We start from the raw sequence: 26788 nt of genomic DNA, 5'->3' as shown, positions 1-26788 counted from the left end.
CACGTTCTGGGCCTCGACGGCGGCGCACACCGCCGGATCCGTCTTCATCTGATCCAGCTTGTCCATGATGAGCTTGCCGTCCACCCGCGGCGACGTATGCACGGCCAGCATCATCACCACGGACGTGACCGGCAGGGTGAAGGCCAGCAGCAGGCAGCCGAGGAGCCCTGCGACATTCAGCAGTTTCGGCGCGTGCCAGGGCCGCTCGTCGAGGGTGAGGGCGGCCGCATTCGTGACGCTGTAGTAAATCAGCACGCCGAAGCTGGAGAGCCCCACCACGGCGAGCACATCCTGGGTGAGCAGCAGGAAAATGACGACGGCGGCCACCACCAGGTCCGCCACCCACGGAACCTTGAACCGGGTGCCCACCGTGGCGAAGACGCGCGGCAGGTCGCCTTCCCGGGCCATGGCGAACGTGGTCCGGCCGACACCGGCGATCAGCGCCAGCAGGGCGCCCAGGCTGGCGAGGGCGACTGCGATGCCCATGGCCGTGGTGCCCACGCCGCCGCCGACCTCCTCCATGACGGCGCGCAGCGGGGCATCGCTCTCCGCCAGCAGCTCGGGTCCCAGGTAGCGCAGCAGTCCCAGGCCGATCAGCACGTAGAGCACGAAGGTAATCAGCAGCGCGGAGAAAATAGCGAGCGGAATCAGCTTCTTTGGTTCCCGGATCTCTTCGCCCATGGTGGCGATTCTGGCGTAGCCGGCGAAGGCGAAGAAGAACAGCCCCGCGGCCTGCAGCACACCATACGGGGACGCGGCGATCTGCCCGCCCGGGACCCCGACCGGATCGGCGTCGAAGGCCACAACGACCGCGAACACCAGCACGGCGGCCACGAACGACACGATCCACCGGGTCACCCAAGCGGTCCGGGTGATGCCCAGCAGGTTGATCGAGGTCAGCACGACGACCGCGGCCACGGCAGCGGCCGTGGCATACTCCGGGAAAACGTAGAGGCCGAAGGTCAGGGCCATGGCCGCGCAGGAGGCAATCTTGCCGGTCACGAAGCTCCAGCCGGCCAGGAAGCCGGGCCATTCGCCCAGCCGCTTCCGTCCGTAAATGTACGTGCCGCCGCTGGTGGGGTAGAGGGCGGCCAGCTGCGCAGTCGCCGCCGCGTTGCAATAGGCCACGAACGCCGCGATGCCCAGCGCCAGCGGCAGCCACGAACCGGCCGCGGCGGCCGCGGGACCAAACACCACGAAAACGCCGGCACCGATCATGGATCCGACGCCCACGGTGGTCGCGTCGACCCCGCCGAGGCGGCGTTCCAGCGACGATTCACTACTCACAGTTGCTCCAGCTCCTTGCCCGCTGCGCCCCGCGCCGGCCGGCCGGTCCGGGCCATTTCCCCTCGCGCGACGGCAGCCGAGGTCCGGGGCGCAGCTTGATCAACGGTAAACTCGTCTACATCTCCACTCACCATAGCCGTACCCCGCCGCCGCACCAGGTAAACAGCGGGCGGCGAACAGATGAGCGAATCGTTCTACCGGAAGGACTGTTGTGCTGCGCACACACGACCTCGGCACCCTCAGGGCCGAGCACATCGGACAAACCGTTACCCTCGCCGGCTGGGTGGCCCGCCGCCGCGACCACGGTGGTGTGGCGTTCCTTGACCTGCGCGACGCCTCCGGTGTGGCGCAGGTAGTAGTCCGCGAGGAGGACGTGTTCCATTCGCTCCGCAATGAATACGTGCTGCAGATCAAGGGCACCGTGGAGAAGCGCCCGGAGGGCAATGAGAACCCGGCCCTCGCCACCGGTGAGGTGGAGGTCATGGCCGAGGACGTCGTCGTCCTCAACACCGCCGACCCGCTGCCGTTCCAGGTGGACGAGCATGTGGAGGTGGGCGAGGAGGCCCGCCTCAAGCACCGCTACCTGGACCTGCGCCGGCCGGGCCCCTCGAAGGCGCTGCGGCTGCGCTCGGAAGCCAACCGGGTGGCGCGCGAACTCCTGCACGGCGACGGATTCGTGGAGATCGAGACCCCGACGCTGACCCGCTCGACGCCCGAAGGCGCCCGCGACTTCCTGGTCCCGGCGCGCCTGGCCCCGGGGGCCTGGTACGCGCTGCCGCAGTCCCCGCAGCTGTTCAAGCAGTTGCTGCAGGTGGGCGGCTTCGAGAAGTACTACCAGATTGCCCGCTGCTACCGCGACGAGGACTTCCGCGCCGACCGCCAGCCGGAGTTCACCCAGCTGGACATCGAGGCCAGCTTCGTGGACCAGGACGACATCATCGCCCTGGGCGAGCGGATCGTGCAGGCCCTGTGGCGGCTGATCGGCGTCGAAATCAGCACCCCGATCCCGCGGATGACCTACGCCGAGGCGATGGACAAGTACGGTTCGGACAAGCCGGACCTGCGGTTTGGCCAGGAACTGACCGAGCTGACCGAATTCTTCAAGGACACCACGTTCCGAGTCTTCCAAGCGCCCTACGTGGGTGCGGTGGTGATGCCCGGCGGGGCCTCGCAGGCCCGCCGCACCCTGGACGCCTGGCAGGAGTGGGCCAAGCAGCGCGGCGCCAAGGGCCTCGCCTACGTGCTGGTCCAGGAGGACGGGGAGCTGACCGGCCCGGTGGCCAAGAACCTCACCGACTTCGAGCGCGAGAACCTCGCGGGCACCGTGGGCGCCAACCCCGGCGACTGCATTTTCTTCGCGGCCGGCGACCGTGCCGCCTCGCGAGCGCTGCTGGGTGCGGCTCGCGTGGAAATCGGCCACCGCACCGGCCTGATCAACGAGGGCGACTGGGCGTTCGTCTGGGTGGTCGACGCGCCCATGTTCGAGCCTGCCGAGGCGGCCGTCGCCTCCGGCGACGTGGCCGTGGGCGGCGGCAAGTGGACGGCCGTGCACCACGCCTTCACCTCGCCGAAGCCGGAGTTCATGGACACGTTCGACACCGACCCGGAGTCGGCGCTGTCCTACGCCTACGACATCGTTTGCAACGGCAACGAAATCGGGGGAGGCTCCATCCGTATCCACCAGCGGGACATGCAGGAACGCGTGTTCAAGGTGATGGGGCTGGACAAGGAGTCCGCGCAGACCAAGTTCGGCTTCCTGCTGGAGGGCTTCAAGTACGGCGCCCCGCCGCACGGCGGCATCGCCTTCGGCTGGGACCGTGTGGTCGCCCTGATGGCCGGCGAGGAGTCCATCCGCGAGGTCATCGCTTTCCCGAAGACCGGCGGCGGCTACGACCCGCTGACCGCGGCGCCGGCACCGATCACGCCGCAGCAGCGCAAGGAAGCCGGCGTCGACGCCAAGCCGCAGCCCAAGGACGCGGCCAAGGAGGCCGGGGCCAAGGCGGAGTAGCCGGGCACTGATCCGTCCCTGACGTACGACGGCGGGCGCGCGCCCCTTGCGGTGCGTGCCCGCCGTGCTGTCTGCTGGGAGCATGCAGACAGCTACCGGCGCCGGCGTCGCCGTCGTCCCCGCAAACCAAGCCTCCTGGGAGGACCTGCAGGCAGTCTTCGGCACCCGCGGCGAAGCGGCGCGTTGCCAATGCCAGTGGTTCCAGACCCCGGCGGCCCGGTGGCGGGAGGAGCTGGTCGAGGAACGGGCTTTCCGGCTCCGGGCCGAAACCCGGTGCGGTGATCCAGAGGCCGGTTCCACCAGCGGCCTGGTGGCCTATCTGGACGGCGAGCCGGCCGGCTGGTGCGCCGTGGAACCCCGGACGGCCTACCGGCGCCTGAGCACCAGCAGAGTGGTGTGGGCCGGACGCGACGAAGACCCCGACGACGGGACGGTGTGGGCGGCGGTGTGCTTCACCACCAGGACCGGCTTCCGGCGCCGCGGCATCAGCCGGGCCCTGGCTTCCGCGGCCGCCGCCTGGGCAAAGGAGAACGGCGCCCGCGCCATCGAGGGCTACCCGCTCATCCCCAAGCCCGGGCAGCGGCTGACGTGGGGCGAACTGTACGTGGGCAGCCACAGTATCTTCAGCGCCGCGGGGTTCCGGGAGGTCACACGCCCCACGCCCCGCCGCGCCGTGATGCGCATCGACTTTTAGGGAATAGCGCGGCCGGTCCCCGGGCGTCAGGGTGCAACGATAGCCTTGACGTGTGAGTGACTTGTTCAGTGCCGCCGCGGGCGACGATGAAGACTACGACGGCGACGGCCGGGGACCGGATTCCGACGGCGAGGCCGACGCCGGATCCGGGCGTCCGCGCAGCCCGCTGGCGGTCCGGATGCGGCCGCGCACGCTGGACGACGTGGTCGGCCAGCAGCACCTGCTCCAGTCGGGATCGCCGCTGCGGCTGCTGGCCGCCGGCGGTGCGGCCACCGGACCGGCGGGGCCGTCCTCGGTGATCCTGTGGGGCCCGCCGGGCACCGGCAAGACCACCTTGGCGCACGTGATCGCCCGCGGTCCCGGCCGCAAGTTCGTGGAGCTCTCCGCCATCACCGCCGGCGTCAAGGACGTGCGCCGGGTGATGGACGAGGCCCTGACCGCCCGCGACTTGCACCGGATTACCACCGTGCTGTTCCTGGACGAGATCCACCGCTTCAACAAGGCGCAGCAGGACGCGCTGCTGCCCGGCGTCGAGAACCGCTGGGTGGTGCTGGTCGCCGCGACCACCGAGAACCCGTCGTTCTCCGTGGTCTCGCCGCTGCTGTCCCGCTCGCTGCTGCTGACGCTGCAGCCGCTGACCGCCGACGACATCGAGTCCCTGCTGGTGCGGGCCGTGGCGGACGAGCGCGGGCTGGCCGGGCGGGTGGCCCTGAGCGACGAGGCACTGGAACACCTCGTGCGGCTGGCCGCCGGCGACGCGCGCCGCGGCCTCACCGCGCTGGAAGCCGCCGCCGGAGTGGCCTGGGGCGAGTCCGGCGGAACCGGCGAGGACGGCGCCCCGGTCCTCGTCGAGCTCGCCCATGCCGAGCGTGCCATGGACCGTGCCGCGCTGCGCTACGACCGGGCCGGCGACCAGCACTACGACATCACCAGCGCCTTCATCAAGTCGATGCGCGGTTCCGACGTGGACGCGGCGCTGCACTACATGGCCCGGATGCTGGAGGCGGGGGAGGACCCGCGGTTCGTGGCCCGCCGGATCGTAGTCCATGCGTCCGAAGACGTCGGCATGGCCGACCCCACCGCGCTGCAGACGGCCGTCGCCGCCGCCCAGGCCGTGCAGCTGATCGGCATGCCCGAGGCCCGGCTGGTGCTGGCCCAGGCCGTGGTCCACATCGCCACCGCACCGAAGTCGCCGGCCTGCTACCTGGCGATCAACGCGGCAGTGGCGGACGTGCGCGCCGGACGCGGCCAGGGAGTTCCCGTGCACCTGCGCGACTCCCACTACGCCGGCGCCAAGGGGATGGGCCACGGGAAGGGCTACGTGTACTCGCACGATGCCCCGCACGGGATCGCCACCCAGCAGTACGCACCCGACGACCTGGTGGGCCGGAACTACTACGAACCGACCACCAACGGCGCCGAGCGGGAGATCTCCGCCCGGGTGGACCGGCTGCGGAAGATCATCCGCGGCGGATAACGACGGCGGTGCCCGGGCTCCAACGACGGCGGTGCCCGGCCGTGCAAAACCTAATCGCGGCGCGGCTTGCCGAAGTCCTCCGTGTCCAGGCTGATGGTAAACGGGCCCGAATTCACCAGCTCCAGCTCCATCATGGCGCCGAACACTCCGGTTTCGACTTGCGCGCCGAGCACCCGCAGCGCCGCCACGAAGTCCTCCACCAAGGGTTCGCCGACCGCCGCCGGGGCGGCCGCCGACCAGGACGGCCGCCGGCCGCGGCGGGTATCGGCGTACAGGGTGAACTGGCTGACCACCAGCAGCGGGGCGCCGGCCGTGGCACACGACTGCTCGCCGTCGAGGATCCGCAGCTGCCAGGTCTTCTGCGCCAGCGCCACGGCGTCGTCAGGGGTGTCGGTGTGGGTGGCGCCGACCAGCACCACCAGTCCGGGACCTGGCAGGGCGCCCACCACGGCGCCGTCGACACTGACGCTGGCGCGGCTGGCGCGCTGCAAAATGGCTCGCATGGACCCAGCCTAGGCAAAGCCGCCCCTCCGCACGAATGGCGGCGGCCGGAAGCCGGCACCCGGACGCGTGCGGCAGCAACCCGAGCTGCTGCTAGAATGGTTGGCTGACTGGCAAGCCGTTCTTCACGCGCCGTCAAACCCCGGATCACATCAGAGGTGGGGCCAGACGCGTGCCGCGAACGGACTGTAGCTGAAGGTAGCGGTTGACCAACGCTCTCCGATACATGGAGGCCAGCAAACCATTGCACCGCACATAACTGGAAGGACATCGTGGCTAACAACACACGAGCCCGCCGCAAGGTCCGCATTTCGCGTGCCCTTGGCATTGCCCTGACGCCCAAGGCTGAGAAGTACATGGAGCGTCGCCCGTACGGCCCCGGCCAGCACGGACGCGCCCGCCGCAAGCAGGACAGTGACTACGCCGTACGTCTGCGCGAGAAGCAGCGTCTGCGTGCCCAGTACGGCATCCGCGAAGCACAGATGACCCGTGTCTTCGAGGAAGCCCGCAACACCGCCGGCCTGACCGGTGAAAACCTGATCGAGCTGCTGGAAATGCGTCTTGACGCCCTGGTGCTGCGTGCCGGCTTTGCCCGCACGATTGCCCAGGCCCGCCAGCTGGTGGTGCACCGCCACATCATGGTTGACGGCAAGCGCGTGGACCGCCCGTCCTTCCGCGTTTCCGAAGGCCAGCTGATCCACGTCCACGAGCGCTCCGAGAAGATGCCCCCGTTCCAGGTGGCAGCTGCCGGCGCTCACCGCGACGTGCTCCCCAACGTTCCGGCGTACCTGGATGTCGCTTTGGAGAAGCTGCAGGCCCGCCTGGTCCGCCGCCCCAAGCGCTCCGAGGTCCCCGTGACCTGCGAAGAGCAGCTGGTGGTCGAATACTACGCTCGCTAGGCCCGTTGTCCCGGGCGTGAAACCCCGGGACAGCACCTGCGAGATGCCGTCCCCGTGCGCGGGGTCGGCGCAGAACAGCCCGCGGCATCGCCGCGGGCTGTTCAGTAGGTAAGGTGTTGTCAGTGGCGGTACGGTGCCTGCGTCCAGGTGCGCCCCGCCGTCGTTAGCCGGAACCCGCAGCCGATGGCCCGCCCATGCCGCGCGCGGAACCGGAGTACGCCAAGAACCAACAAATAGGAGCGTTTGAGCCCATGTCAGGTGGAGATATCGCCGGTCTGATCGCCGCGGGCGTGTTCGCGGTGCTGGTGGCCCTGCTGGCCATACCGGTCTGGAAGCTCGGCAAGGTGTTTGACGAGCTGCGCCAGGCAATCCGGGACATCAGCGACGGCACCACGCCGCTGATCGGCGAAGTGACCACCACTGTGAGCACCACCAACGAACAGCTCAGGAAGGTCGACGGGATCTCCAACCACGTCTCGGACGCCTCCGCCAACCTGTCGGCCCTGACCTCGCTGGTCTCCGCGACCCTGGGCTCGCCTTTGATCAAGGTGGCCGCCTTCTCCTACGGTGTGCGCAGCGCCTTCAATTCCGCCGGCAAGGGCGCGCCCGAGGGCAAGCGCCGCCGCGGCCGCTGACCGGAAAGAGGAACCCACATGAAGCGAATAATCTGGATGGCCGCCGGCGTGGCGATCGGCGTGCTCGCGGTACGCAAGGTGTCCCAAACGCGTGAGGCGTTGGGCCCGGCGGGCCTGAACCGCGCCCTGGCACAGGTGGCCGACTCCGTGGCCAACTTCGCCGACGCGGTCCGCGACGGCATGCAGGAACGTGAAACCGACCTGCGCCTGGCCCTGGGCATCGATTCCGCCGACGACGTCCGCAAGCGATAAGTTTTTTACGGTCACCGAAGCCGCAGCCCGGCGCCCACAACCGTATTGCACCCCGGAAGGTAAGACACAGGCACCATGAAATCCCATGAGATTGTCCGCCGCTGGCTCGACTTCTTCGAGAAGAAGGGCCATTCCGTGGTCCCCTCCGCGTCCCTCGTGTCGCCGGATCCCTCGCTGCTGTTCACCGTGGCCGGCATGGTGCCGTTCATCCCGTACCTGACCGCCCGCGAGACGCCACCGTACCCGCGCGCCACCAGCGTGCAGAAATGCATCCGCACCGCGGACATCGAAGAGGTCGGCAAGACCGTCCGGCACGGCACGTTCTTCCAGATGTGCGGCAACTTCTCCTTCGGCGACTACTTCAAGGAACAGGCCATCGCGATGGCCTGGGAACTGCTGACCAGCCCGGTGGAGCAGGGCGGCTACGGCCTGCCGCCGGAGAAGCTCTGGATCACCGTGTACGAAGAGGACGAGGAAGCACTGGCCATCTGGCGCGACCAGGTGGGCGTTCCGGCCGAGCGGATCCAGAAGTCCGGCAAGAAGGACAACTACTGGTCCACCGGCCAGCCCGGCCCGGCCGGCCCCTGCTCGGAAATCTTCTACGACCGCGGCCCGGAGTACGGGATCGAGGGCGGCCCGATCGCCGACGAGACCCGCTACATCGAAATCTGGAACCTGGTCTTCATGCAGTACCAGCGCGGCGCCGGCATCGGCAAGGAAGACTTCGAGATCCTGGGCGAATTGCCGCAGAAGAACATCGACACCGGCCTGGGCATGGAACGCCTCGCGATGATTCTGCAGGGCGTGGAGAACATGTACGAGACGGACCAGGTCCGCCCCGTGCTGGACAAGGCCGCGGAGATCTCCGGCAAGGAGTACACCAGCGCCGAGTCCGACGACGACCCGCACCACGGCGACGATGTGCGAATGCGCGTGGTGGCCGACCACATCCGCTCCTCCCTGATGCTGATCTCCGACGGCGTGACCCCCTCCAACGAGGGCCGCGGCTACGTGCTGCGCCGGCTGATCCGCCGCGCGGTGCGCGCCATGCGCCTGCTCGGCGTGGAACGCGCCTGCCTGCCGGACCTGCTGCCGGTCTCCCGGGATGCGATGAAGGGCACCTACCCGGAAGTGGCCGAGGACTTCGAGCGCATCAGCCGGATTGCCTACGCCGAGGAGAAGGCGTTCCTGCGCACCATTGCCTCCGGCACCGCGCGGCTCGAGGAGGCCGTGAAGGAATCCAAGGCCGCCGCCAAGCCGATCTCCGGCGAGGACGCCTTCACCCTGCACGACACCTACGGCTTCCCGATCGACCTGACCCTCGAGATGGCCGAGGAAGCCGGCCTGCAGGTGGACGAGGCCGGATTCCGCACGCTGATGGCCGAACAGCGCGAGCGCGCCCAGGCCGACGCCCGCGGCAAGAAGCTGGGCCACGCCGACGTGACCGTCTTCCGCGAGATGCTCGCCGACGGCGAGACCGTCTTCACCGGCTACGACGAACTCACCACCGAATCTACGGTGCGAGGCATCGTCCGCGGCGGCGAAGTGCGCGGCTTCGCCGGCCAGGGCGAGGAAATCGAACTGGTGCTCGACGCCACCCCGTTCTACGCCGAGGCCGGCGGGCAGGCCGCGGACGTCGGGCTGATCACCGGCGACGGGTTCGTGGTCGAAGTGCTCGACGTGCAGAAGCCCGTCAAGGGCCTGAGCGTGCACAAGGCCGTGGTGCGCGAGGGCGAACTGCCCTCCGGCGCCACGGTGCAGGCCGCCGTCGACGCCCAGCGACGCCAGGCCGGCGAGCAGGCGCACACCGGCACGCACATCATCCATGCGGCCCTGCACCAGATCCTGGGCCCGGAGGCGCTGCAGCGCGGTTCCTTCAACAAGGCCGGCTACCTGCGCTTCGATTTCTCCTGGGGCGAGGGCCTCTCCGACGCCGCCAAGTCGGAGGTCGAAGAGGTCTCGAACCTGGCCATCCGCAACAACTTCGAGGTCCAGACCCGCGTCATGCCCCTGGCCCAGGCCCGCGAGCTGGGCGCCATGGCGCTGTTCGGCGAGGCCTACGGGGACACCGTGCGCGTGGTGGAGATCGACGGCGCGTGGTCCCGCGAACTTTGCGGCGGCACCCATGTGGAGGCCACCTCGCAGATCGGTTCGCTGACCCTGCTGGGCGAGGCATCGGTGGGTTCGGGCAACCGGCGCGTGGAGGCGTTCGTGGGCATGGAGGCCTTCCGCCACATGGCCGCCGAGCGCGCGCTGGTGAACGAACTCTCCGAAATGCTGAAGGTGCCGGGGGCACAGCTGCCCGAGCGGATTTCCGCCACCCTGGCCAAGCTCAAGTCCGTGGAGAAGGAGCTGGACAAGCTCCGCAAGGAACAGCTCGCCGCCTCGGCCGCCTCGCTGGTGGCCCAGGCCCAGGATGTGGCTGGGGTCCGGCTGCTGGCGCACCATGCCGGCGAACTCAGCGGCGCGGACGACCTGCGCAGCCTGGCCCTGGACCTGCGGACGCGGCTGGGCTCCGACCCGGTCACCGTGGCGATGACGGGGGTGGCCAACGGCCGGCCCCTGATCCTGGTGGCCACCAACGAAGCCGCCCGTGCCGCGGGTGTCAAGGCCGGCGCCTTGGTCAAGACCGCCGCCGGAGTACTGGGCGGCGGAGGCGGCGGCAAGGACGACGTCGCGCAGGGCGGCGGGTCCGATGCCACCAAGATCGACGAGGCACTGGCCGCCGTGACGGCCGCGGTCGCCAACCGCTAGGGCATCCGGTGTCTGTTCCCGATTATCCGCACGGCACCAAGCTTGGTGTCGACGTCGGCGCGGTGCGCGTGGGCGTGGCCAGCTGCGATCCGGACGGGATCCTGGCCACCCCGGTGCGCACCCTGAAGCGCGACGCCAAGAAAGACAGCGACGTCAGGGTCCTGGTGCGGGAGGCCGCCGAGCGGGACGCCGTGCAGGTGTTCGTTGGGCTGCCGCGCACCCTCTCCGGCGGCGACTCGGCCTCCACCGAAATGGCCCGCGACTACGCCCGGAAGCTGGCCGCAGCGCTGGCCGGGGCGGGGTCAGCCGCCCGGGTCAACCTGATCGACGAGCGCCTGACGACCGTGGCGGCGCACCGCGGACTGCGGGAGGCTGGTATGGATACACGTCAACATCGTAAAGTAGTTGATCAGGTAGCCGCAGTGGGTATACTGCAGCAGGCTATTGACATGCAACGGGCCCAAGGGCAGGACGTGGGGACACCTGTCGCACCGCCCGCCGGCAGCCATGTGCCGGCTGCCAGCCATGAGGAGCCGACGATTTCGCACGGACATGACCGAAGCGGGGACCCCGGGACATGAGCAAGCACCCCGACGACTGGAACAACCTGCCGTCCCGGCGCGCCGCACGCGGCCGCCAGGCCGCCGACCCGCGCTTCGACGACACCGTCCCGCCGTATTGGGACGACGACGCCGTACCCGAATGGGAGGAAGCGCCCGCGGACGAGGCATGGCCTTCTCCGCCCGCCCACCCCGCCACGCCCGCGGCCCCCGTCGCCCCCGCTCGGGACGAGCCGGAGGCCGGCGTGGGGGACGCACCGGTTGCGGCCGGCTGGGACGAGCCGGAACCCATCATCGAGGACGAACGGTCCGCCGCCTGGCATGAACCGGAGCCGGCCACCGTGGTCCAGCAGCAGGTTCCCGCCGAGGACGGCGACGCGGAGCAAAACTGGGACGTCGCCGACGACGGCGTCGTGTACCAGGACGACGGACAGGTCTACCACGACGGCCGGCTGGACTTTTTCGAGGACGAACCGGCGCCCGGCCGCAAGGGCCCGGCCCGCAGCAAGCAGCGCGCCCGCCGCCGGCGCAACACGATCATGCTGGTGGTGTTCGCCGTCTTCGCCGCCGGTCTGGTCGGCGTCGTGCTGTTCCTGCAGAACCTGCTCGGCATGGGCGGCGGCCCCGAAGACTACGCGGGCCCCGGGGAGGGGCAGGTAACCTTCACCGTGGAACAAGGCGCCGGCCCGCTGGCCATCGCCAGTTCCCTCGTGGAGCAGGACATCGTCTCCAACAGCGAAATATTCCTCGGCGAGCTGGCCAGCCAGGCCAACGGCCGCGAGGTCCAGCCCGGCGACTACGAGATGCAGTACAAGCTGCCCGCCGCCGACGCGGCCGCCATCCTGCTCGCGGACGTGGGGGAGAAGGTTTCCTACGTTGCCATCAACCGCACCTGGCGGCAGAACGAGGTGTTCGACGCCCTGAGCAAGGGCACGAAGATCCCGGCCTCCGAGTTCGCGGAGCTGGCCAAGAATCCGCAGCAGTTCGATTTGCCCAAGGACGCACGGAACCTGGAAGGGTACCTGTTCCCCGGAGAATACCGCTGGCCGCTGGACGCCACCGCGGAGGACATCATCTCCGAACTGGTCGCCAACACCAAGGAGCGGCTGACCGCGGACGGCATCACCGATCCGCAGGAACAGTTCCGGGTGCTGACCATCGCGAGCATCATCGAAGCCGAGGCGGGCGAGGCCGACTACGCCAAGGTCGCCGGGGCCATCCAGAACCGGCTCAAGCCCGACAACACCGAAACGAACGGCCTGATCCAGTCCGACGCCACGGTCACCTACGGGCTGGGCCGGAAGGGCTACGACATCACGCCCGAGGAGAAGGCCGACAAGTCCAATCCGTACAACACGTACGCGCACACCGGGCTGCCGGCCGGGCCGATCAACTCACCCGGCGGGCCTGCCATCGACGCGGCCGCCAATCCGGCCGACGTCCCCTACTACTACTGGGTGACGGTCAACCTGGACACCGGCGAGACCAAGTTCGCCGAGACACTGGCGGAGCACAACGCGTACACCAAGGAATACCTGCAGTGGTGCAGCGAGCAGGAAGAGGGCCGGTGCAGTTGACGGCCCGTCCCGCGGACGGCGCGCCGGCCGGCACGCGGCCCGCTTCCCGGCAGTACCAGGCGGCGGTGCTCGGCCATCCGATCGACCACTCCCGGTCGCCGGCCCTGCACCGCGCGGCCTATGAGCTGATCGGCTTCGACTGCAGCTACCGGGCCATCGATCTCACGGAGGACCGCGTGCCGCAGTTCGTCCGGAACCTGCGCGCGGAGCGGGACTGGGCCGGGCTGTCGGTGACCATGCCGCTGAAGGCCGCCATGGTCGGCCAGATGGACCGGGTCAGCGAACTGGTGGACGTGCTGGGGGTGCTCAACACCGTGGTTCCCGAGTACGACGGCGGGGGCCGGGTGACGCTCTCCGGCCACAACACCGACGTGGCCGGCATCGTCGGCGCGCTGCGCCACGGCGGTGTCGCAGAGGGCGGGGCGGCGGTGATCCTCGGTGGCGGCGGTACCGCGGCCGCGGCCGCGGCTGCGCTGGCGGACCTCAAACCGTCCGAGGTGACCCTGTGCCTGCGGAATCCGGCCGGCGCCGGGGGCGTGCAACGCATCGCCCGGCACGTTGGCCTGCCGCTGCGGGTGGCCGGATGGGACCAGGCGGCCGACGCGCTGCGGCAGGCCGGGACGGTAATCTGCACACTGCCGCCGCGCGCAGCCGATTCACTGGCCGCGGAGCTGGCGGCGCAGGCCGGAACGGACCGGAGCGGACGCGTGCTGCTCGACGTCGCCTACGATCCCTGGCCCAGCGACCTGGCAGCCGTCTGGCAGCGCCACGGCGGATCGGTAGTCCATGGTTTGGAAATGCTCATCTACCAGGCCGTGGAACAGGTGCGCTTGTTCGCCGGCGATCGCTTCACCGACGCCGCCGAAGTCACAAATGTGATGTGTGACGCGGTAGGTGCACCGCGGCGCTAAACAGCCCGCCGATGCATGGCAGTATTGAAACCATGTTGCGTTGGTTAACCGCCGGTGAATCCCATGGTCCGGCCCTGGTGGGCATTATTGAAGGCGTCCCTGCCGGCGTCGAACTGACCGCGGCCGAGGTCCAGGATGCCCTGGCCCGGCGGCGTCTCGGCTACGGCCGCGGCGCCCGGATGAAGTTCGAAAAGGACCAGGTCACCCTGGTGGGCGGCGTCCGCCACGGCCTGACCCAGGGCGGCCCGGTGGCCATCGAGGTTGCCAACACCGAATGGCCCAAGTGGGAAACCGTCATGTCCGCCGATCCGGTGGATCCGGCGGCCCTGGCGGACCTGGCCCGCAACGCCCCGCTCACCCGGCCCCGGCCGGGCCATGCCGACTTCACGGGCATGCAGAAGTACGGCTTCGACGAAGCCCGCCCCGTGCTGGAACGGGCCAGCGCCCGGGAGACCGCGGCCCGCGTGGCCCTGGGTACCGTGGCCGCGAAGTTCCTCGCCGCGCTGGGCATCCGGCTGGTCAGCCACACCACCGCGGTGGGCCGGGTCTCCGTGCCCGAAGGCTGCCCGCTTCCAGGGCCGGGCGATGTCCTGGCACTGGACGAAGATCCGCTGCGCTGCTTCGACGCCGAGACGTCCGAGGCCATGGTGCTGGAAGTGGACCAGGCGCACAAGGACGGCGAAACCCTGGGCGGCGTGGTCGAGGTGCTGGCCTACGGCCTGCCGCCGGGACTGGGCAGCTACGTGCACTGGGACCGCCGGCTGGACGCCCGCCTGGCCGCCGCCTTGATGGGAATCCAGGCCATCAAGGGCGTGGAGGTCGGCGACGGCTTTCTCACCGCCGCCCGCCGCGGATCGGAAGCCCATGACGAGATCGTCCGCGACGAAGACGGCACCATCGTGCGGGCCAGCAACCGGGCCGGCGGTATCGAGGGCGGCATGAGCATCGGGGAGACCCTGCGCGTCCGGGCGGCCATGAAACCGATCGCCACGGTGCCGCGCGCGCTGTCCACCATCGACGTCACCACCGGGGAGCCCGCCAAGGCCCACCACCAGCGTTCGGACGTCTGCGCGGTGCCGGCGTCCGGCGTTGTCGCCGAAGCGATGGTGGCCCTGATACTCGCCGAGGCCGTGACCGAGAAGTTCGGCGGCGACTCCGTGAGCGAGACGGCACGCAACCTCCGGTCCTATCTGGCGGCGATCCCGGAGTCGCTGGATTCGATCGGCCGCTAATGGCAGCCGGGCAGCCGCTCAAGCTGCGGCGCCACCTGGTCCTGATCGGCCCGATGGCGTCCGGCAAGTCGACGCTGGGCAGCCAGTTCGCCAGCCGGCACGGCCTCGCCTTCGCCGACAGCGACAAGCGGCTCGTCGAACGCCACGGTCCGATCACCGCGATCTTCGCCTCGATGGGCGAGCACGCCTTCCGCGAGCTCGAGGCCCGCGAAGTGGCCGCACTGCTCGCCGCCGGCCGGCCGCCCGCCGTGGTCTCGCTGGGCGGCGGCGCCATCCTGGACACCGGCACCCAGCAACTGCTGGCCGACTGCACCGTGGTTTTCCTGGACATCGACGTGGATACCGTGCGGCCGCGCATCATCAAGGACACCGGCCGGCCGCTGCTGGCCGGCGACCCCGTGGGCCGCTGGATCGAGACCTTCGGGCAACGCCGGCCGGTCTACGAGCGGCTGGCGGACCTGGTGCTGGACACCCGCGGCAAATCACAGCAGCAACTGCTGGCCGAACTGAGACAACTGCTTGATGAAAGGCACGAACAGTGAGCAACACCGCCGAGGCAACCACCATCCCGGTCACCGGGACCACGCCCCAGGAGGCGTACGACGTCGTCGTCGGCCACGCGCTGCTGGGCCGCCTGCCGCAGGTGCTGGGGGAGCGGGTCCGCAAGGTCCTGGTGATCCACCCGCGCGCGCTGCGTGCCACCGGCGACGCGGTGCGCGAGGACCTGGCCGCCAACGGGCTGGAGGCGCTGACCGCCGAAATTCCGGACGCCGAGGAGGGCAAGCACATCCAGGTGGCCTCGTTCTGCTGGCAGGTGCTGGGACAGAACGACTTCACCCGCTCGGACGCCATCGTGGCCGTGGGCGGCGGGGCGGTCACCGACGTGGCCGGCTTCGTGGCCGCCACCTGGCTGCGCGGCGTCAAGGTGGTGCACATCCCCACCAGCCTGCTGGGCATGGTCGACGCCGCGGTGGGCGGCAAGACCGGCATCAACACCGCCGAGGGCAAGAACCTGGTCGGCGCGTTCCACTCGCCGGCCGCGGTGCTGGCCGACCTGGACGCGCTGCAGACGCTGCCGCCCAACGAACTGGTCACAGGCCTGGCCGAAGCCGTCAAGTGCGGCTTCATCGCCGACCCGGCCATCCTGGAGGTGATCGAAGCGGACCCCAAGGCCGCCAGCACCGCCGGCACGCCGCAGCTGCGGGAGATCATCGAGCGGTCCATCCGGGTCAAGGCCGGGATAGTCTCCTCCGACCTGCGCGAGTCCGGCCGCCGGGAGTTCCTGAATTACGGACACACCCTCGGCCACGCGATCGAGCTGGCCGAGCGCTACCAGATGCGCCACGGCGCGGCCGTTTCTATCGGCCTGGCCTTTGCCGCCGAGCTGTCCCGGATGGTGGGCCGGCTGGACGACGCCACCGCCGACCGGCACCAGGCGATCCTGACGTCGCTCGGGCTGCCCGTGACGTACCGCCGCGACCGCTGGGCCGCGCTACTGGACGGGATGAAGCGCGACAAGAAGGCCCGCGGCGACCTGCTGCGGTTCGTGGTGCTGGACGGCCTGGCCAAGCCCGGGATCCTGGACGTGCCGGACACCTCGCTGCTGTTCGCCGCCTACCAAGAGATCGCCGAGTAGCCCCCGACGCCGGCGCCGGAGGTGGCGCAGGGGTCCGGCGCGCCTTGGATCCGCTCCCACGTTTGGCTGGGCGGCCCATACATCGCCGCACGTCGGGGCCCTTCACGCGGCCGAGACGTGGGCAGTTAGGGCCAAACGTGGGACGCAACCGCGCACCCTGTCCGCGGCAGCGGCTGGCGTTGCCGGCCGCCAGGGCCGCTCCGGGCCAAGGCGCGGCCAGCCCGTCCGCAGGGCCCGTCTTCGGGCGGCAACCCGCCAGCAGGTAGAATGTCTGCTGGACTTCGCTCCGGGCCGGGCGGACTTTCCGCCCGCGGCCCGCCATCATCGAGGAAAGTGAAACTGTGGCCACGACCAACGACATCAAGAACGGCACCGTGCTGAAGCTGGACGGCCAGCTGTGGAACGTCATTGAGTTCCAGCACGTGAAGCCGGGCAAGGGCGGCGCGTTCGTGCGCACCAAGATCAAGAATGTCGTCAGCGGCAAGATCCAGGACAAGACGTTCAACGCCGGCCTGAAGATCGAGACCGCCACGGTTGACCGCCGCGATTACACCTACCTGTACAAGGACGGCGACGACTTCGTCTTCATGGACGTGCAGGACTACGACCAGGTCACCGTTCCCGGCCCGGTGGTCGGCGACGACGAGAACTTCCTGCTGGAAAACATCAAGGTCAACATCGCCATGCACGACGGCATCCCGCTCTACATCGAGCTGCCCGCCTCCGTGGTCATGGAGATCACGTACACCGAGCCCGGCCTGCAGGGCGACCGTTCCACCGGCGGCACCAAGCCCGCCACCGTGGAGACCGGCTACCAGATCCAGGTTCCGCTGTTCCTGGAGACCGGCACCAAGGTCAAGGTCGACACCCGCACCGGCGACTACCTGGGACGAGTCAACGACTAGTGAGTGCTCCCACTTCTGCCCGCGGCAAAGCCCGCCGCAGGGCCGTCGACGTCCTCTTTGAAGCCGAACAGCGCGGCGTGTCCCCGGCCGATGCGCTGGCCGGTCGCGGCAACACCGACCAGGTGATCAACCCCTACACCGCCCAGATTGTGGAGGGGGTCGCCGCCCTGCAGCCGACCATCGACGAGTTCCTGGCCACCTACGCCCAGGGCTGGACGCTGGAACGGATGCCCGCGGTGGACCGGATTATCCTGCGGGTCGGCTCCTGGGAACTGCTCTACAACGACGACGTCCCCGACGGCGTCGCGGTCAGCGAGGCCGTCGAGCTGGCCAAAACGCTCTCGACCGACGAGTCGCCGTCCTTCGTCAACGGGCTGCTGGGCCGGCTGCAGCAGCTCAAGCCCACGCTCCTGGCCTGACCCGGCCCGCAGCCACCATCCCCACGCGCGACGGCGGGTGCCCGCATTCCGGGCACCCGCCGTCGCCGCGTCCGGCACCTCCGCACCGCGCAGGTGAGCTTGCGCACATCGTCCGCGCATCGCCGTCGCACAGCCGTCACGAACGACAGGAGCGGAGGCGGGCATGGTAATTTTGAGGGCGCAAGCAACCTTTAAATTCCGTCCAGCGAGGCGGGGAAGGAGGCGGCAACAGATGAACACGGACCACCCGGCGCAGCCGGCATCGTCGCGCGTTGTACTTGCCGAAGCGGACATCAACCGCGCATTGACCCGTATCGCCCACGAGATCCTCGAGGCGAACAAAGGCTCCCAGGACCTGGTCCTGCTGGGCATCCCGCGCCGCGGTTACCCGCTGGCCCGGCGGCTGGCCGCCAAGATCGCCGCCGCCGACCCCTCCGTCGCCGCCGACAAAATCATCGGCCAGCTCGACGTGACCATGTTCCGCGACGACCTGCGCCGGCATCCCACGCGTTCGCCGCTGCCCACCCAGCTGCCGGCCGAGGGCATCGACGACAAGGTCGTGGTGCTGGTCGACGACGTGCTCTATTCCGGGCGCACCATCCGCGCCGCCCTGGACGCCCTGGTGGATCTGGGCCGGCCACGGATCGTGCGGCTGGCCGTGCTGGTGGACCGCGGGCACCGCGAACTGCCGATCCGCGCCGACCACGTCGGCAAAAACCTTCCCACCTCTTCCAAGGAAAAGGTCCGGGTCCGGCTGGCCGAGACCGACACCAACAACGGCGCACCGGCGGCCGACGAAGTAGTGATCGAGGACGTCAGCGCATGAAACACCTGCTCTCCACCGCGGACCTGGCCAAGCAGGACGCGGTGCAGATCCTCGACACTGCCGAGGAGATGTCCGCGGTCTCCCAGCGCGAGGTCAAGAAACTGCCCGTGCTGCGCGGCCGAACCGTGGTCAACCTCTTCTTCGAAGACTCCACCCGCACCCGCATTTCCTTCGAAGCCGCCGCCAAGCGGCTCTCGGCCGACGTCATCAACTTCGCGGCCAAGGGATCCTCGGTCTCCAAGGGCGAATCGCTCAAAGACACCGCCCAGACCCTGGAGGCGATGGGCGCGGACGCCGTCGTCATCCGGCATTGGGCCTCCGGGGCGCCGGCGCGGCTGGCCGGCTCGGGCTGGATCGACGCCGCCGTGGTGAACGCCGGCGACGGCACCCACGAACACCCCACCCAGGCGCTGCTGGACGCGTTCACGCTGCGGCGCACCTGGGCCAGGCTCACGGGCACGGCCTCGGCCGGGAGCGACCTCGCTGGCATGAAGGTGGCCATCGTCGGGGACATCCTGCACTCCCGCGTGGCCCGCTCCAACCTGTGGCTGCTGCGCACCCTCGGCGCCGAGGTCACCATGGTCGCCCCGCCGACGCTGCTGCCGGTGGGCAGCCGCCAGTGGCCGTGCACGATCAGCTACGACCTGGACGCCACGCTGGCCGAGGGCACCGACGCCGTCATGATGCTGCGCGTGCAGGGGGAGCGGATGAACGCCGCCTACTTCCCGTCCACGCAGGAGTATTCGCGCCGCTGGGGGTTCGACGACCGCCGCCTGGCGGCGCTGGACGCCTCCGGCCGCGCCGGCACCATCATCATGCACCCCGGCCCGATGAACCGCGGGCTGGAAATTTCCTCGGCGGCCGCCGACTCGCCGCGGTCCACCGTGCTGGACCAGGTACGCAACGGGGTTGCCGTGCGGATGGCCGCGCTCTACCTGTTGCTCTCCGGCGGCACCGAATCCGCCGCCCCCGCTCCCACCGCCACCCAGGAGGCCAAGTGACCGAGTCCAGCGAAACCACCTACCTGATCCGCGGGGCTTCGCTGACCGGCGGCGAGCGTGCCGACCTGCTGCTCCGCGGCGGGAGAATCGCGGAGGCGGGCACCGGCCTGAGCGCGGCCGGCGCCGTCGACATCGATGCCGACGGGCTGATCGCGCTGCCGGGCATGGTGGACCTGCACACACACCTGCGCGAGCCGGGCCGCGAGGACGCGGAGACGGTGGAGACCGGCACCCGGGCCGCGGCCCTGGGCGGCTTCACGGCCGTGCACGCGATGGCCAATTCGACGCCGGTGGCCGACACCGCCGGCGTGGTCGAGCAGGTATACACGCTGGGCCGGACCGCCGGCTGGGCCGATGTCCGCCCGGTGGGCGCCGTGACCGTGGGCCTGGCCGGCGAACGGCTCGCCGAACTCGGCGCGATGGCCGACTCCCGGGCCCGGGTCCGGGTCTTTTCCGACGACGGGATCTGCGTGTCGGACCCGGTGCTGATGCGCCGCGCGCTGGAGTACGTCAAGGCGTTCGACGGCGTGATCGCCCAGCACGCCCAGGAGCCGCGGCTGACCGACGGGGCGCAGATGAACGAGGGAACCGTTTCGGCGGTGCTGGGCATGACCGGTTGGCCGGCCGTCGCGGAGGAGAGCATCATCGCCCGCGACGTGCTGCTGGCCCAGCACGTGGACTCCCGCCTGCACGTCTGCCACGTCTCCACGGCCGGATCGGTGGAGCTCATCCGCTGGGCCAAGGCCCGGGGGATCAAGGTCACGGCCGAGGTCACGCCGCACCACCTGTGGCTGACCGACGAACTGGTCCGCAGCTACGACCCGGTCTACAAGGTCAACCCGCCGCTGCGCACCGACGAGGACGTGCAGGCCCTGCGCGCCGGCCTGGCCGACGGCACCATCGACGTCATCGGCACCGACCACGCGCCGCACCCCTCCGAGGCGAAGGAGTGCGAGTGGGCGCAGGCAGCCATGGGCATGACCGGGCTGGAAACCGCGCTGTCCGTCGTGCAGCACACCATGATCGAATCCGGCCTGATCGGTTGGGCCGACTTCGCCCGGATCACCTCCGCCATGCCGGCCCGGATCGGCCGGCTGTCCGGCCAGGGCCAGCCGCTGGCCGCCGGATCGGCCGCCAACATCACCCTCGTGGACCCCGCGGCCCGCTGGACGGTGGACCCCTCGGTCATGGCCACCAAGGGCAGGAACTCGCCGTTCGCCGGCCGGGAGCTGCCCGGCCGCGTGGTCGCCACGTTCCTCAACGGACACCCCACGGTGCTGGACGGCGCCCTGAACACCCCGGCACGCCCGGCAGGGGAGGCCTGAGATGAACCAGATGCAAGCGGGCCTGGTGATGCTCGCCGTCGCCGTCGTGCTCATGGTGCTGCTGGGCGTCGGCTGGCGCAACCGGGTCAAACGGCAGCGGGACATCGCGCCGCTGCCGCAGGTCCCGGCGGACACAGCCAACCCGACCGGCTACTACGAAGGCATGTACGTGGTCACGACGACGGCGGGGGACTGGCTGGACCGCGTCGCCGTCCACGGCCTCGGCATCCGGACCAAGGCGGCGCTGCGGACCTATCCGCACGGCGTGCTGATCGAGTGGCCCGGCTCCACGGACCTCTACATTCCGGCCGGAAGCATCTCCGACGTCCGCACCGAGAGCGGCATGGTGGGCAAGTTCGTGGAGTCCGAGGGCCTGGCCGTGATCACGTGGAAGCTGGGGGAGCGCGAGGTCGACACGGCCTTCCGCACCCGGCAGGCCGCCGACAAACAACCGCTGCTGGCGCAGCTGCAGACATACCTACCCGCCGTACAGGAAGACTAGGACCTATCGTGAGCGCAGAAACAACTTTCCTCTCCGCACCGGCGCTGCTGGTACTCGAAGACGGCCGGACCTTCCGCGGCCGCAGCTACGGCGCGCAGGGCACCGCGCTGGGCGAGGCGGTCTTTTCCACCGGCATGACCGGCTACCAGGAGACCATCACCGACCCGTCCTACGCCCGCCAGCTGGTGGTGCAGACCGCACCCCACATCGGCAACACCGGCGTGAACGACGACGACGCGGAATCCCGCAAGATCTGGGTAGCCGGCTACGTGGTCCGCGACCCCGCCCGCCGGCCCTCCAACTGGCGCTCCGAGCGCAGCCTGGACGACGAACTGGTCAACCAGGGCATCGTGGGCATCCAGGGAGTGGACACCCGCGCCCTGACCCGCCACCTGCGCGAACGCGGCGCCATGAAGGCCGGCATTTTCTCCGGCGACGCGGCCGCCCGCCCCGCCGCGGAGCTGCTGGCCGAGGTCACCGCGCAGCCGGCAATGGAAGGCGCCCGGCTCGCCGAAGAGGTCAGCGTCACCGAGGCCTACACCGTAGACCCGGCCGACCACGGCTGGGACGGGGAGCCGCGGTTCACCGTCGCCGCCCTCGACCTGGGCATCAAGGCCATGACCCCCGTCCGGTTCGCCGAGCGCGGGATCCGGGTGCACGTGCTGCCCGCCACCGCCAGCTTCGACGACATCCAGGCCCTCGCGCCCGACGGCATGTTCATGTCCAACGGGCCCGGCGACCCCGCCACGGCCGACCGCCAGGTGCTGCTGCTGCGCAAGGTGCTCGACGCCGGCCTGCCGTTCTTCGGCATCTGCTTCGGCAACCAGATCCTGGGCCGCGCCCTGGGCTTCGGCACCTACAAGCTGCGCTACGGCCACCGCGGCATCAACGTGCCGGTCATGGACCGGCGCACCGGAAAGGTCGAAATCACCTCGCAGAACCATGGCTTCGCCGTCGACGCCCCGCTGGACGGGCCCACCCTGGCCCCGGAGGAGCGCTTCGGCCGGGTCGAAGTCAGCCACGTCTGCCTCAACGACGACGTCGTCGAGGGCCTGAACTGCCTGGACATCCCCGCCTTCTCCGTCCAGTACCACCCGGAGGCGGCTGCCGGGCCGCACGATGCGGCGCCCCTGTTCGACCGCTTCACCGACCTGATGAACTCCCGCCGAAACCAGACCGGGACCGCTTCCGAGACCACGAAGGAAAGCAAGTAATGCCCAAGAGAGAAGATCTGAAGTCCGTCCTGGTCATCGGTTCCGGTCCCATCGTGATCGGACAGGCCGCCGAGTTCGACTATTCCGGCACGCAGGCGCTGCGGGTGCTGAAGGAGGAGGGCCTGCGGGTCATCCTGGTCAACTCCAATCCCGCCACGATCATGACGGACCCCGAGTTCGCCGACGCCACCTACGTGGAGCCGATCACCCCGGAGGTGGTCGAAAAGATCATCGCCAAGGAGCGCCCGGACGCCGTGCTGCCCACGCTGGGCGGCCAGACCGCCCTGAACACCGCGATAGCGCTGGACAAGAACGGCGTGCTTGACAAGTACAACGTGGAGCTGATCGGCGCCAACATCGCCGCCATCGAACTCGGCGAAGACCGGGAGAAGTTCAAGGGCGTGGTGGAGCGCTGCGGCGCGGAGTCCGCCAAGTCCGTGATCGTGCACTCGATGGACGAGGCCTTCGCCGCGGCGGAGGAACTGGGCTACCCGATGGTGGTGCGCCCGTCCTTCACCATGGGCGGCCTCGGCTCCGGGATGGCCTACAACGCGGACGACCTGCGCCGGATCGCCGGGGCCGGCATCCAGTACAGTCCCACCAGCGAGGTGCTGCTCGAAGAGAGCATCCTGGGCTGGAAGGAATACGAGCTCGAGATGATGCGCGACAAGAACGACAACGTCGTCGTCGTGTGCTCGATCGAGAACTTCGATCCGGTGGGCGTGCATACCGGCGACTCCATTACGGTCGCCCCCGCCATGACGCTGACCGACCGCGAGTTCCAGAAGCTGCGCGACATCTCCATCGCGGTGATCCGCGAAGTCGGCGTCGACACCGGCGGCTGCAACATCCAGTTCGCCATCGAACCGGACACCGGCCGCGTCGTCGTGATCGAGATGAACCCGCGCGTCTCCCGGTCCTCCGCGCTGGCCTCCAAGGCCACCGGTTTCGCGATCGCCAAGATCGCCACCAAGCTGTCGCTCGGGTACACGCTGGACGAGATCCCCAACGACATCACCCAGCAGACCCCGGCCGCCTTCGAACCGACGCTGGACTACGTCGTCGTCAAGGTTCCGCGTTTCGCGTTCGAGAAGTTCCCGGCCGCCGACCCGACGCTGACCACCACCATGAAGTCCGTCGGCGAGGCGATGGCCATCGGCCGCAACTTCACCGAGGCGCTGCAGAAGGCGCTGCGGTCGCTGGAGCAGAAGGGGTCGCAGCTCGAGTTCGACCCGGTCAACGACTATGACGTGCCCGAACTGCTGGCCAAGTCCAGGGTCGGGTCCACCGAGCGGCTCTCGATGGTGCAGCGCGCGCTGCTCGGCGGTGCCACCGTCGAGCAGGTCTTTGAAGCCACGGCGATCGACCCGTGGTTCCTGGACCAGCTGCAGCTGATCAACGAGGTGGCCACCGAAATCCGCCGCGCGCCGGCGCTGACCGAGGACATCCTGCGGCTGGCCAAGCGGCACGGCTTCTCCGATGAGCAGATCGGCAAGCTCAGCCACACCAGCGAGGCAGTGGTCCGCGGGGTCCGTCACGCGCTGGGCATCCGTCCGGTGTTCAAGACGGTGGACACCTGCGCCGCCGAATTCGCCGCCTACACCCCGTACCACTACTCGTCCTACGACGAGGAGGACGAGGTCGAGCTGCACGCGAAGCCGTCGGTGATCATCCTCGGTTCCGGCCCCAACCGGATCGGCCAGGGCATCGAGTTCGACTACTCCTGCGTCCATGCCACCATGGCGCTGCGCAAGGCCGGGCACGAGACGGTCATGATCAACTGCAACCCGGAGACCGTCTCCACCGACTACGACATCTCCAACCGCCTGTACTTCGAGCCGCTCACGCTCGAGGACGTGCTGGAGGTCATCGCGGCGGAGGAGCGCACCGGCGGCGTGCTCGGCGTGTTCGTGCAGCTGGGCGGCCAGACCCCGCTGAAGCTGGCGCAGGCGCTGGCGGACGCCGGCATCCCGATCCTGGGCACCTCGCCGGAGGCCATCGACCTGGCCGAGCACCGCGGCGCCTTCCAGCGGGTGCTGGATTCGGCCGGGCTGGTAGCACCGAAGAACGGCACGGCGGTTTCCTTCGAGGAAGCGAAGAAGATCGCCGACGAGATCGGCTACCCCGTGCTGGTCCGCCCGTCGTACGTGCTGGGCGGGCGCGGCATGGAGATCGTCTACGACGAGGCCAACCTGTCGCGCTACATCGCCAACGCCACCGAGATCACGCCGGACCATCCGGTGCTGGTGGACCGCTTCCTGGAAGACGCCATCGAGATCGACGTCGACGCCCTCTACGACGGCAAGGACCTCTACGTCGGCGGCATCATGGAACACATCGAGGAGGCCGGGATCCACTCCGGCGACTCCGCCTGCGTACTGCCGCCGATCACCCTGGGCGCCGACGTGCTGGACCGGGTGCGCAAGGCCACCGCCGCCATCGCCGAGGGCGTGGGGGTGCGCGGCCTGATCAACATCCAGTTCGCGCTGGCCGCCGACGTGCTCTACGTGATCGAGGCCAACCCGCGCGCTTCCCGCACCGTCCCGTTCGTGTCCAAGGCCACCGGCGTGCAGTTGGCCAAGGCCGCGGCGCTGATCGGCACCGGCGTGGACATCGACATGCTGCGCAGCGTCTACAAGGTGCTGCCCGAGACCGGCGACGGTTCCCGGCTGCCGCTGGAGGCACCGGTGGCGGTGAAGGAAGCGGTGCTCCCGTTCAGCCGCTTCCGCACGCCGGAGGGCACCGTGGTCGACTCGCTGCTGGGGCCGGAAATGCGCTCCACCGGCGAGGTGATGGGCATCGACAAGTACTTCGACACGGCGTTCGCCAAGAGCCAGGCCGCGGCCGGCAGCGCCCTGCCCACGTCCGGCAAGGTGTTCGTCTCGGTGGCCAACCGCGACAAGCGCTCCATCATCATGCCGGTGAAGCTGCTGGTGGACCTGGGCTTCGAAATCCTCTCCACCGGCGGCACGGCGGAGGTGCTGCGCCGCAACGGCATCCAGTCCACCACGGTGCGGAAGGTCGCCGAGGGACGGTCCGACGACGGCGAGGGCACCATCGTCGACCTGATCACCGAAGGCCAGATCGGACTCGTGCTCAACACCCCCTCGGGCGGCCAGGCCCGCGGCGACGGCTACGAGATCCGCGCGGCGGCGACGTCGGTGGGCACGCCGATCATCACCACTGTGTCCGAGTTCGGCGCCGCCATCCAGGCCATCGAAGCGATGCGCCAGTACGAGTGGGACGTCACCAGCCTGCAGGAGCACGCGGAGAACCTGAAGGCCGCCTTCCATGCCTGAGCCGCACGCCCGGCCGCAGCGCGCCACCTTCGGGCAGCGGCTGCGGGCGGCGATGGAGGCCCGCGGGCCGCTGTGCGTGGGGATCGACCCGCATCCGTCGCTGCTCTCCGCCTGGGGACTGAACGACGACGCCGGAGGGCTGGAACGCTTTTCCCTCACCGTGTTGGACGCGGTGGGGGAGCAGGCCGCCGCCCTCAAGCCCCAGGTGGCCCTGTATGAACGGCACGGTTCCGCCGGCCTGGCGGTGCTGGAGAAGCTGCTGGCGGCCGCGGCCCAGACCCGTGCCCTGACCATCGCCGACGCCAAGCGCGGCGACATCGGCTCCACCATGGCCGCCTACGCCGACGCGTGGCTGCGCGACGGCTCGGCGCTGGCGGCCGACGCCGTGACGCTCAGCCCCTACCTCGGGTACGAATCGCTGCGGCCGGCGCTGGACCTGGCGTCGGCAACCGGCCGCGGGGTGTTCGTGCTCGCGCTGACCTCCAACCCGGAGGGCGCCAGCGTGCAGCACGTCGGCGGCGCCGAGTCCGTGGCCGCCCGGATCGCGGAAGCGGCCGCGGCGGACAACGCCGAGGCCGGGCGCGCCGGGGAGCTGGGCTCCGTGGGCCTGGTGGTCGGCGCCACGGTCCGGGCCGAGGTGATGGAACGGCTCGGGCTGGACCTCGCCGCGGTCAACGGGCCGTTGCTGGCCCCGGGGCTGGGCGCCCAGGGCGCCACCGGGGCGGATATTGCGGCGGCCTTCGGCTCCGCCGTCGGGAATGTCCTGGCCACCTCCAGCCGGGACATCCTCCGGGCGGGCCCGGACACCGCCGGCTTGCGCGCCGCCGCGGACCGCACCCTGGCCGGCCTGGCGGGCCTCTCGGGTTGAGCAGCC

The 26788-nt window shown here is 69.9% G+C and carries 24 protein-coding genes; 22 read left to right on the top strand and 2 right to left on the bottom strand.

The window, feature by feature from the left end; all coding sequences use genetic code 11:
* A partial coding sequence (locus AC5RUH_RS13815; RefSeq protein ID WP_494128863.1) for an APC family permease occupies positions 1–1287 on the bottom strand: 1287 nt, incomplete at its 3' end.
* A 211-nt stretch (positions 1288–1498) separates the two neighbouring features.
* Between AC5RUH_RS13815 and aspS the strand changes: the two genes are divergently transcribed.
* From aspS to AC5RUH_RS13800, 3 genes are all read left to right on the top strand, one after another.
* Positions 1499–3295, top strand: coding sequence for an aspartate--tRNA ligase (gene aspS, locus AC5RUH_RS13810; protein WP_494023019.1), 1797 nt, complete (start codon positions 1499–1501; stop codon positions 3293–3295).
* Positions 3296–3377: 82 nt separating this feature from the next.
* Entirely contained in the window at positions 3378–3989 is a 612-nt protein-coding gene (locus AC5RUH_RS13805) for a GNAT family N-acetyltransferase (RefSeq protein ID WP_494049893.1), read from the top strand.
* Between the two features lie 52 nt (positions 3990–4041).
* Entirely contained in the window at positions 4042–5466 is a 1425-nt protein-coding gene (locus tag AC5RUH_RS13800) for a replication-associated recombination protein A (RefSeq protein ID WP_494049894.1), read from the top strand.
* A gap of 50 nt (positions 5467–5516) precedes the next feature.
* Here AC5RUH_RS13800 and dtd read toward each other — a convergent pair whose 3' ends face one another.
* Positions 5517–5969 (bottom strand): D-aminoacyl-tRNA deacylase, encoded by a 453-nt coding sequence (gene dtd, locus AC5RUH_RS13795; RefSeq protein WP_494014056.1) that lies wholly within the window; start codon positions 5967–5969, stop codon positions 5517–5519.
* A gap of 270 nt (positions 5970–6239) precedes the next feature.
* Here dtd and rpsD point away from each other — a divergent pair, with 270 nt between their 5' ends.
* From rpsD to pyrF, 19 genes are all read left to right on the top strand, one after another.
* Positions 6240–6866 (top strand): 30S ribosomal protein S4, encoded by a 627-nt coding sequence (gene rpsD / locus AC5RUH_RS13790; RefSeq protein WP_493967703.1) that lies wholly within the window; start codon positions 6240–6242, stop codon positions 6864–6866.
* 251 nt (positions 6867–7117) lie between these two features.
* Positions 7118–7501 (top strand): DUF948 domain-containing protein, encoded by a 384-nt coding sequence (locus tag AC5RUH_RS13785; RefSeq protein ID WP_493999812.1) that lies wholly within the window; start codon positions 7118–7120, stop codon positions 7499–7501.
* A gap of 18 nt (positions 7502–7519) precedes the next feature.
* Positions 7520–7753: a DUF6167 family protein gene (locus tag AC5RUH_RS13780; protein ID WP_494014054.1), complete on the top strand. Its 234-nt coding sequence runs from the start codon at positions 7520–7522 to the stop codon at positions 7751–7753.
* 75 nt (positions 7754–7828) lie between these two features.
* Positions 7829–10507 carry an alanine--tRNA ligase gene (gene alaS, locus AC5RUH_RS13775; RefSeq protein WP_494014053.1) on the top strand — a complete coding sequence of 893 codons (2679 nt, stop codon included), beginning with the start codon at positions 7829–7831 and terminating at the stop codon, positions 10505–10507.
* A gap of 8 nt (positions 10508–10515) precedes the next feature.
* Positions 10516–11088 (top strand): Holliday junction resolvase RuvX, encoded by a 573-nt coding sequence (gene ruvX, locus AC5RUH_RS13770; protein WP_494014052.1) that lies wholly within the window; start codon positions 10516–10518, stop codon positions 11086–11088.
* Entirely contained in the window at positions 11085–12644 is a 1560-nt protein-coding gene (gene mltG, locus AC5RUH_RS13765) for an endolytic transglycosylase MltG (RefSeq protein WP_494014051.1), read from the top strand. Before ruvX ends, mltG begins: the two co-directional genes overlap by 4 nt.
* Entirely contained in the window at positions 12641–13555 is a 915-nt protein-coding gene (locus tag AC5RUH_RS13760) for a shikimate dehydrogenase (protein WP_494014135.1), read from the top strand. Before mltG ends, AC5RUH_RS13760 begins: the two co-directional genes overlap by 4 nt.
* 32 nt (positions 13556–13587) lie before the next feature.
* Positions 13588–14787, top strand: coding sequence for a chorismate synthase (gene aroC, locus AC5RUH_RS13755; RefSeq protein ID WP_494128862.1), 1200 nt, complete (start codon positions 13588–13590; stop codon positions 14785–14787).
* On the top strand, positions 14787–15329 hold the full coding sequence (locus AC5RUH_RS13750) for a shikimate kinase (protein WP_493999806.1): 543 nt from the start codon (positions 14787–14789) through the stop codon (positions 15327–15329). The genes aroC and AC5RUH_RS13750 overlap by 1 nt, the downstream gene beginning before the upstream one ends.
* Complete coding sequence (gene aroB / locus AC5RUH_RS13745) at positions 15326–16423, top strand: 3-dehydroquinate synthase (RefSeq protein ID WP_494049895.1); 1098 nt, start codon at positions 15326–15328, stop codon at positions 16421–16423. Before AC5RUH_RS13750 ends, aroB begins: the two co-directional genes overlap by 4 nt.
* Before the next feature lie 341 nt (positions 16424–16764).
* Positions 16765–17328 carry an elongation factor P gene (gene efp, locus AC5RUH_RS13740; protein WP_493977527.1) on the top strand — a complete coding sequence of 188 codons (564 nt, stop codon included), beginning with the start codon at positions 16765–16767 and terminating at the stop codon, positions 17326–17328.
* Positions 17328–17747, top strand: coding sequence for a transcription antitermination factor NusB (nusB, locus tag AC5RUH_RS13735; protein ID WP_493999804.1), 420 nt, complete (start codon positions 17328–17330; stop codon positions 17745–17747). The genes efp and nusB overlap by 1 nt, the downstream gene beginning before the upstream one ends.
* 232 nt (positions 17748–17979) lie before the next feature.
* Positions 17980–18573 (top strand): bifunctional pyr operon transcriptional regulator/uracil phosphoribosyltransferase PyrR, encoded by a 594-nt coding sequence (gene pyrR, locus AC5RUH_RS13730; protein ID WP_493999803.1) that lies wholly within the window; start codon positions 17980–17982, stop codon positions 18571–18573.
* Entirely contained in the window at positions 18570–19574 is a 1005-nt protein-coding gene (locus tag AC5RUH_RS13725; RefSeq protein WP_493999802.1) for an aspartate carbamoyltransferase catalytic subunit, read from the top strand. Before pyrR ends, AC5RUH_RS13725 begins: the two co-directional genes overlap by 4 nt.
* The gene (locus tag AC5RUH_RS13720) at positions 19571–20899 is read left to right on the top strand and encodes a dihydroorotase (protein WP_494073873.1); all 1329 of its coding nucleotides are present in this window, start codon (positions 19571–19573) and stop codon (positions 20897–20899) included. Before AC5RUH_RS13725 ends, AC5RUH_RS13720 begins: the two co-directional genes overlap by 4 nt.
* Before the next feature lies 1 nt (position 20900).
* The gene (locus AC5RUH_RS13715) at positions 20901–21401 is read left to right on the top strand and encodes a PH-like domain-containing protein (RefSeq protein ID WP_494073874.1); all 501 of its coding nucleotides are present in this window, start codon (positions 20901–20903) and stop codon (positions 21399–21401) included.
* A gap of 8 nt (positions 21402–21409) precedes the next feature.
* Complete coding sequence (gene carA / locus AC5RUH_RS13710) at positions 21410–22615, top strand: glutamine-hydrolyzing carbamoyl-phosphate synthase small subunit (RefSeq protein ID WP_494073875.1); 1206 nt, start codon at positions 21410–21412, stop codon at positions 22613–22615.
* The gene (gene carB / locus AC5RUH_RS13705) at positions 22615–25914 is read left to right on the top strand and encodes a carbamoyl-phosphate synthase large subunit (RefSeq protein ID WP_494073876.1); all 3300 of its coding nucleotides are present in this window, start codon (positions 22615–22617) and stop codon (positions 25912–25914) included. Before carA ends, carB begins: the two co-directional genes overlap by 1 nt.
* Positions 25907–26782, top strand: a complete 876-nt coding sequence (gene pyrF, locus AC5RUH_RS13700) for an orotidine-5'-phosphate decarboxylase (protein ID WP_494073877.1) — start codon at positions 25907–25909, stop codon at positions 26780–26782. The genes carB and pyrF overlap by 8 nt, the downstream gene beginning before the upstream one ends.
* Positions 26783–26788 lie beyond the last annotated feature (6 nt).

The sequence above is a fragment of the Arthrobacter sp. Y3223166 genome, assembly GCF_059090935.1.
The sequence above is the reverse complement of the archived record's forward strand: the minus strand, read 5'-3'. Positions and strand labels throughout refer to the sequence as shown.